Genomic DNA, 7273 nt, shown 5'->3' on the forward strand with positions numbered 1-7273 from the left:
CTTCAAGATGTCGCTGGGCAAGCGTATGAAACGCCTGACCTACCTCGTCCACCGCTGGACGGGCGTGGGGGCATGCGTGCTGATGGCACTGTGGTTCGTGAGCGGCGTGGTGATGCTGTTCGTGGGCTACCCGAAGCTGACGCCATGGGAACGGATGCGGACACTGCCCGCGCTCGATCCCACCCGGTGCTGCGTGCCGGTCGACGTAGCGCTGTCCGCGACCGGCGCAAGCGGACGCGCGCAGGAGGTCATCCTGACCAGCGTGGATGGAAGGCCGACTTACCGCCTCCGCACGGCTGATGGCAAGTACCTGCTCGTCGACGCCGCCGAAGGGAAGCCGGTGCCACCAGCCGATGCCGGTTCGGCGCTAGATGCGGCGCGGCTCTTCGTCAGCGGCGGCGAGGGTGAATACGTGGGCCTCGTGCGGGAGGACCGATGGACGCACTCGCGCGGCCTCGATGCACACCGTCCGCTGCATGTCCTCGAGATGGGCGACGCAGCGCACACGCGGCTGTACGTTTCTTCCGCCACTGGCCAGGTGGTGATGGATGCGCCGCGCGCGCAGCGGATGTGGAACTACGTCGGCGCGTGGCTGCACTGGGTCTACATGTTCCGCGACCGCTCCGTCGACCCGGGCTGGAGCTTGATCGTGATCGTGCTGTCCGCCGTGTGCGTCCTCACGTCGGTCACGGGCACCGTGGCCGGCATCTGGCGCTGGCGCTTCAGCGGTCGCTACAAATCAGGCTCGCGTTCTCCCTATCGCGAATTCCATCTGCATTGGCACCATGTGCTGGGGCTGGCCTTCGCGTCGATCGTCTTCACCTGGATCTTCAGCGGCCTGATGTCGATGAACCCGGCAGGTATCTTCGACGCCAGGGGGCCCCGTCCTGACATGGCGCAGTACCGTGGAAATGTTCCCGGGACGGCGCGGCTGGATATTCCGGTCGCACAGGCCCTCAGGCTTCTGGAAGCCTCGCGCTTTGCTGCAAGCGAATTGGAATGGCGGGTCCTCGACGGCCGCCCGTTCATTCTTGCGCGCAATGCCGCCAACGACACGCGCCTGGTCGTGCAGGAGAACGACCGGTATCGCGTGCTCGACAGGTGGCCTCGGGCGGACCTCGCGCATGCGGCGAGACAGCTGCTTGCTGCGCCCATCCTGACCCAGGAGGAACTCGAGCACTACGACGCGTACTACTACGAGAGACAGCCCGAGGCGATGATGGGCGCCGCCGAGCGCCGTCTGCCGGTGGCGCGGCTCCGCTTCGGCGATCCTCACGACACCTGGGTGTACCTCGACGCCCGAACCGGAGACGTGGCGCTGAGCGCGGACCGCTCGCAGCGCGCGGGCCGATGGCTTTTCAGTTTCCTGCACAGCTGGGACCTGCCGGCAATGCTGCGGGCGGAGGCCTTGCGAGACGCCGTGCTGATCGTCTTCAGCCTGGGAGGACTGCTGGTCAGCGTGACGGGCATCGTGATCGGGTATCGGCGTGTGTCGACCTGGATCGCGCACGCCAGGGTAAGCCGCCCGAGCCCTGGGGACCGGTCCAAACGTCCGAAGCTCAGCTGAACGCCAGCAGAAGGAACTGACACTTGAGCCAAGACAGCCCTGAACTTGCAAGACTGAATGGAGACTTCGAGCGTTGAACTGCCTGTGCTCGCACCGGCAGTATCACTTCTACCCGCAGGCGCGCACGTTCTTCTCGCTACCGCGTCGCGACCGGTCGGAAGTGGGAGAAATCTCCAAGTCCACCGGTAGGAATCCCGAGGGCGGTAGTCGAGCCGTCCAATATCGGCGATCTGCTTGTTGGCTCGTGGCATTGGCTCGTTCGTCTCAGCGGTTCGACGCTGCCCCAGCATGTCCAAAAATGATCATTTCTTCTCCGAGAGCTACCGTGACTTCGCTCGCCCGCGCTTCGACAATGACCAGCAACAACACAACCGAAGGACAAGAAAGCCATGTCACAAATTGATATTGCGAAGAACTACATTCACGCGGCGCAATCCGGTGACCAGGCCCTGCTGGCCAGCCTCATCTCTCCTGATGTTGTCTGGCATCAACCTGGCAAAAACCGGTTTTCCGGTACGCATCGCGGAATGTCCGCAGTCGGGGCAATGCTCGGCGGCATGATGGAAGTATCGGGCGGGACTTTCACGATTTCGCGCGCTGATCACTTCATGGAGAACGGCAGCTGGGTCGCTATCAACATTGAGTTCAAAGCTGAGCGCGACGGCATACAGCTCGACCAAGCGGGAGTGGATCTTTTGCGCATCGAAAACGGCCAGATCGTCGAGGTCCGCTTGTTTTCGAGTGATCAAGCGCTTGAAGATGCATTCTGGGGAACCTGAGAAATATTCAGCAGAGTGCGAGGACACGAGGGCCAGCAGATTCAGCGGCCGCGGTTTGCGTTGGGGCCCGGCGGCGGGCGAGACGCTAGCGGACATTGCGCCCTATCGCCTGAGCGAACTTGGAACATCTCCAGTCGGCCAAAACCTCTCGTTCGTCGAAAGGCCCTGACTACCGCACACCGGCCATTCGTAACAACCCAACAAAACTGACGTCCTCCATACTTCGCGTCGCTGACTACATTGGATCATTTGTGTCCTCGTCTTTTGCCCTGCTGGGAGATGTTGATCCGTGGGGACTCATCTCTCGGTCAGCCGCGATCGTTCAACAGCAAATAGCATCGCTTTCGGACGGGGACTTCATAGTCAAAGGCGAAATTGCCCGGCACAAGAGCGCGACTGTCGAACAGGGCGCAGTCCTGAAGAGCCCCCTTGTTCTCGGTGCTCTCTACGGCGCCACGCAGGCGAAGCTGGCAGCGTCCTTCACGTCACCCGCTCCCTTGTACTTCGCGAGCTGAGGGTACGGGCACAGCGGCATCGTGCGGTTCACGACTGCTCCAGTTCGATGGCTTGCCAGAACAGAGGTTGGTGCCATGCCCGATTCCACCCATTCGACCATCTTGTCGAGCAGGTCGAATGGGTCCGGTTGAGGGCCCTCGCCGCCGCCGCAATGATTGACGCCGGGCGCAAAGAAAGTCCGCAGGAACCCGGTGGCGCGGCTCGCGCCGTACCGCGCGTTGACGGCCTCAACGTAATCCTGCGTGTGATAGGCCGATACGGCGGGGTCGTTATAGCCGTGCCAGATGATCAGCTTGCCGCCGCGGTCCTTGAATCGGGTGAGATCCGTACTCACAGCGTCAAAGTGCGCACTGAGCTTGTTCGACGCGAAGTTGTAGTCGACGTCGGTGTCCACGTTGAGGTTGGCAACGATGCTGTACGACGGGTTCTCGTAAACCACGTTGGGCCAGAAACCGGCCCAGTTGCCATTGGGAGCCGTGGCGCCGAGCCAAGGGGAACCGCCTTCGGAACCGTGGGGGAACGCAGCGTACATCTGCCGTCCATCGGGCCGCGTCACGCGTGCGAAGTAGCGCTGCATGGAAGTCACCTGCCCGGGGGTGAGGCAGCTGTTGCTGTCCGTGCCCGCCGGACACGCCATAGACGATGGATCGAACGTGCAACGCTGCGGCTGCTGCAGGAGACCATCGACCAGGCCATCGTCCTTGTCACACGCGGCGAGAACGGCGTCGTGGATCGCGGGCAGCTTCGCTCGGGGCACCAGCAAGCTCGGGTCCCGCATCCCCTTCACCGCCACCCATGGCGCGGCGAACTGGCTTCCAACTCAATCGAACACCGGGGCTCCTGCCACGATGCCGTCGAAGTTCTCGGGGTATCGCTGCGACTGCATCATGCCCTCGCCGCCGCCTTGCGAGCAGCCGAGCCAGTAGGCCTTCTTTGCAGTCTTTCCGTAGAACGCCTGGGTCACCGCCTTACCCGCCACCGCGGTGACCGCTTGCGCCCGATGCCCGAAGTCGATGACCTTCTCGGGATGTCCCACGGCGAATATCTGGTCCTGACCCTGGTGGCCGTTGTCCGTGGAAAGGGTGGCATACCCTTTCGTCAGGCCGGAGCCCATGTCCGGGTACATGATGGAGCCGGAACTACCCGAGCCGCCGATGGCCAGGAATCTCTCGTTCCAGAAGCCGAGCGCCGGCATCCAGATCTCGGACGTGATCTCCGAGTCGGCGGACGGCCTGGACGTGAGTTGCACACGGCAAAAGGGCTGCGTCAGGGCGGTTGACGAACCGGGCGGGACGAATCCCGCCGGAAGGTATGCCGCGGCGTTAACGGCGCTGCCTTCAAGTCTCAAGTCTTTGGCAAGGGCTTGGCATGCCTGCGCGGCGTTTGTTTCGACGAGCCGAGGCGCCTGCAATGAAGCGCTGCCGCCACATGACGCAAGTAGCAAAGCCGCCGCTCCTGCAACAAGGCAGCGCGCTGGGGAAATTGACACTTGGCAGTCTCCTAGAGAAAAAGCGGATGGCAGAAGCGGCTCAAGGACGTTCGCGGTCGCCAAGGAATGCACCTTGCTGAACCAGCCGGTCCTGCAACTTCCGGTTGCTCAGGTCATACAGCGAGCAGCCGTCTCGCAGTGCCAGAGCGGCCGCAGTGCCGGCTGCTTGGCCCATCACCAAGCAGGCACCCGTCACGCGGGCCGCAGACTGACCATCGTGAGTCATGGAAGCGCAGCGCCCGGCGACCAACAGGTTTTCCACGCCATGCGCGCTTGACCGGCGCGGCAACAGCATGCGATACGGCAATTGGTTGTAGCCGCGACAGTTGGGGATGGGAGGCCACATCCACTGCACATCACCGGCGACATGCTTCTCGAGCGGCCAGCCGTTGACACCGATGCTGTCGTCGAAATCCGCGCATCCCAGGACATCGTCCGCGGTCAACATGTATTCGCCCACAAGGCGCCGTGTTTCCCGGATACCGAGTTGCGGCGCGATGTCCAACGCATACGCGTTCTCGAAGCCTGGTACCTTTTCGCGCAGGAAGCGTATGTAGTCAACGATCTGACGGCGCCCTTCGATCTCGCCCTCACTGAGCGAGCGTGCATCCGTGCCGTCCGTGGCCGAACCGTCCGGCTTTTTCAGCTGAGTCACGTTGACGCGCCATTCATAGGCTCGCTTCATCGGCCGCACGATGGCGCCGCGACGCGGAAACGTGAACTCGCGCGACGCCTCTGCTTCATCCATGAGCGTGGGGATCGTCTTCCATGCCTCCCCGGCGCGCTCAGCATCCACCTCGCCCACCCGAAACATCAAAGTGGGATAGAGCAAGTGGCCCGACTCGTCACCCTTCTCTGTGGGCACCCCGGCCCAGTGCGCCAGATCGGCGTCGCCCGAACAATCAATGAACGTTCGCCCGCGCACCGCGACGCGGCCGGACTTGGTCTCGAGCAGAACCGCGTCGATCTTGCCGTCCTCCGCCTTGACCATGCCGGCGGCGAGTGCATGAAACAGCAGCTGAACCCGGTGGTCGGACACGAGCAACCCATCCGCCGCGCACTTGAACGCGGACATGTCATAGGCCTGGGCGAACGTCTTTCCCATGATCAGGTGCGGCTCGTTCAGGCCGTCCAAGGCGCGCATCCGCTCAAGCAGGTCCGAGGCGACTCCATGGACTACTTGGCGAATGTCACCGAACACGTTCGCGTGCAAGCCGCAGAAGTTGGTGACGCCAGCGGCCGTTCCCATGCCGCCCAGGAATCCATAGCGCTCGGCCAGCAGGACACTGGCCCCATTGCGAGCCGCAGCACTCGCTGCAGCAATGCCGGCGGGCCCACCCCCCAGCACGACGACATCAAACTCTCCGAAAAGCGGAACGGAGCGGGCGGGCTCGGCCACGCCAACGCGATCGGGTGTCATGGAGTTCATGAAATTCTCCTGCCTCAGTCCAACTGGATGTTGTGTTTCTGGATCACGGGCTTCCAGCGCGCCATATCCGCTGCCAGCAACGCGCGGAACTCGGCCGACGTGTTGCCAACGACGTCCATGTACTGCAAGCGCAACCTGTCCTTGACGGCCGGCTCGGCCAAAACTTGGGTGATCTGCTCTTGCAGCTTTTGCACGATCGCAGCCGGTGTTTTTGCAGGTGCGATGAAGCCGATCCAGGCATCGGCCCGAACATCGGGAAGGCCGCTCTCGGCCAGGGTCAGCAGGTCCGGGAGCGAAGGAGAGCGTTTGGCCGAAGCTACGGCCAAGGCGCGGATCTTTCCAGCTTTCACATGAGGCATGACCGCAGCGGCGGGCAGCAAGGCCATGTCCACTTCACCCGCCAGCACCGCAGTCACTGCGGCGCCAGAGCCCCGATAGGGCACATGGACCACATCGGCCCCACTTCCGGCTCCGAGAGTCTCCATGGCCAGGTGAGAAACGGACCCTGCGCCGATCGACGCAAAGGTGAAATTCGCCTTGCTCAGCTTCATGAGGTTGAGCAACTCCTTCGGGCTGCTGACGACATGCTTGAGAGCAACAACCAGCACCGATGGCTGCGAAACGGCCACGGTCAGCAGCTCAAAGTCCCGGGCCGGGTCGTAAGGCATCTTCTTGAAGAGCAGCGGGTTGATCGCCAGCGGGCCCGCGATGCTGACCCCGATGGTCTGCTCATCAGGCGCCGCTTTCGCGACGGCATCGGTGCCGATGTTTCCTGCGGCGCCGCTCTTGTTTTCGACAAACATGGGCTGACCAAGGCGCGCCGACAGCCTGTCCGAGACCGCACGGGCTACTTGGTCGGGGGTTGAGCCGGCATCGAAAGGTACGACCACCCGCACGGGGCCCTTGGGCCAGACCTGCGCCGATGCGATGGATGCTGCGGTCATCAGTGCGGCGCTTGCCAATACCAGAATGGCTCTGCGGTTGCCCATGTGTGTCTCCAGAGGTGGAAGAAGCGGGTCGGGACGGTCCGTGGTCGACGCCCGGCAAGTTGCTTCGAATTTATCGATAGAGCATCATTACGGCGATGCAGGTGGGGTAATAGTCGATAACGGGAAACTTAATAATGGACATGAAGCTTCTTGCCGTCTTTGATGAGATCTACAAGACGCGCAGCGTTTCGCGTGCTGGAGAGAATCTCGAGATCGCTCAAACCTCGGTCAGCTTGGCGCTTGCGCGACTGCGTCGGCAATTCAATGACCCTCTGTTCGTACGGACAGGCCGCGGCATGATGCCTACGCCGCACGCGGTGGCACTGGTGCATCCCCTGCGGCAGGCGCTCGAGCTACTTCGATGGCCAGCGACAATTATCTTGAGCGGTCGACGACAACTATCCTGAGCGGTTGACGCACGCGCCCGGGGTGCGTTTGCGGTCGGGTCTTAAAGTGGTTTGCCTCAAGAGGAGGCAGCCACATTGCCCGGCAAACGCATATCGG

Annotated in this window: 5 protein-coding genes and 1 pseudogene; 3 read left to right on the forward strand and 3 right to left on the reverse strand. The window is 62.7% G+C overall.

The window, feature by feature from the left end:
* Positions 1-7: 7 nt before the first annotated feature.
* On the forward strand, positions 8-1567 hold the full coding sequence (locus AC1DFC_RS25715) for a PepSY domain-containing protein (RefSeq protein WP_012747238.1): 1560 nt from the start codon (positions 8-10) through the stop codon (positions 1565-1567).
* Between the two features lie 389 nt (positions 1568-1956).
* Entirely contained in the window at positions 1957-2346 is a 390-nt protein-coding gene (locus tag AC1DFC_RS25720) for a nuclear transport factor 2 family protein (RefSeq protein ID WP_012747237.1), read from the forward strand.
* Between the two features lie 445 nt (positions 2347-2791).
* Here AC1DFC_RS25720 and AC1DFC_RS25725 read toward each other — a convergent pair.
* From AC1DFC_RS25725 to AC1DFC_RS25735, 3 genes and pseudogenes are all read right to left on the reverse strand, one after another.
* Positions 2792-4423 (reverse strand): annotated as a pseudogene (locus AC1DFC_RS25725) (tannase/feruloyl esterase family alpha/beta hydrolase).
* Positions 4392-5780, reverse strand: a complete 1389-nt coding sequence (locus AC1DFC_RS25730; protein ID WP_478083502.1) for an FAD-dependent oxidoreductase — start codon at positions 5778-5780, stop codon at positions 4392-4394. The pseudogene AC1DFC_RS25725 and the gene AC1DFC_RS25730 overlap by 32 nt, the downstream one beginning before the upstream one ends.
* 14 nt (positions 5781-5794) lie before the next feature.
* Positions 5795-6769 (reverse strand): Bug family tripartite tricarboxylate transporter substrate binding protein, encoded by a 975-nt coding sequence (locus AC1DFC_RS25735; protein ID WP_478079903.1) that lies wholly within the window; start codon positions 6767-6769, stop codon positions 5795-5797.
* 134 nt (positions 6770-6903) lie between these two features.
* Between AC1DFC_RS25735 and AC1DFC_RS25740 the strand changes: the two genes are divergently transcribed.
* Positions 6904-7176: a LysR family transcriptional regulator gene (locus AC1DFC_RS25740; protein ID WP_478180235.1), complete on the forward strand. Its 273-nt coding sequence runs from the start codon at positions 6904-6906 to the stop codon at positions 7174-7176.
* Positions 7177-7273: the final 97 nt, after the last annotated feature.

The sequence above is a fragment of the Variovorax sp. 10L421 genome, from assembly GCF_056395365.1.

Coding starts and splice junctions, on each gene's coding strand:
- AC1DFC_RS25720 (WP_012747237.1), top strand. CDS start 1,957: ATGTCACAAATTGATATTGCGAAGAACTACATTCACGCGGCGCAATCC.
- AC1DFC_RS25740 (WP_478180235.1), top strand. CDS start 6,904: ATGGACATGAAGCTTCTTGCCGTCTTTGATGAGATCTACAAGACGCGC.
- AC1DFC_RS25715 (WP_012747238.1), top strand. CDS start 8: ATGTCGCTGGGCAAGCGTATGAAACGCCTGACCTACCTCGTCCACCGC.
- AC1DFC_RS25730 (WP_478083502.1), bottom strand. CDS start 5,780: ATGAACTCCATGACACCCGATCGCGTTGGCGTGGCCGAGCCCGCCCGC.
- AC1DFC_RS25735 (WP_478079903.1), bottom strand. CDS start 6,769: ATGGGCAACCGCAGAGCCATTCTGGTATTGGCAAGCGCCGCACTGATG.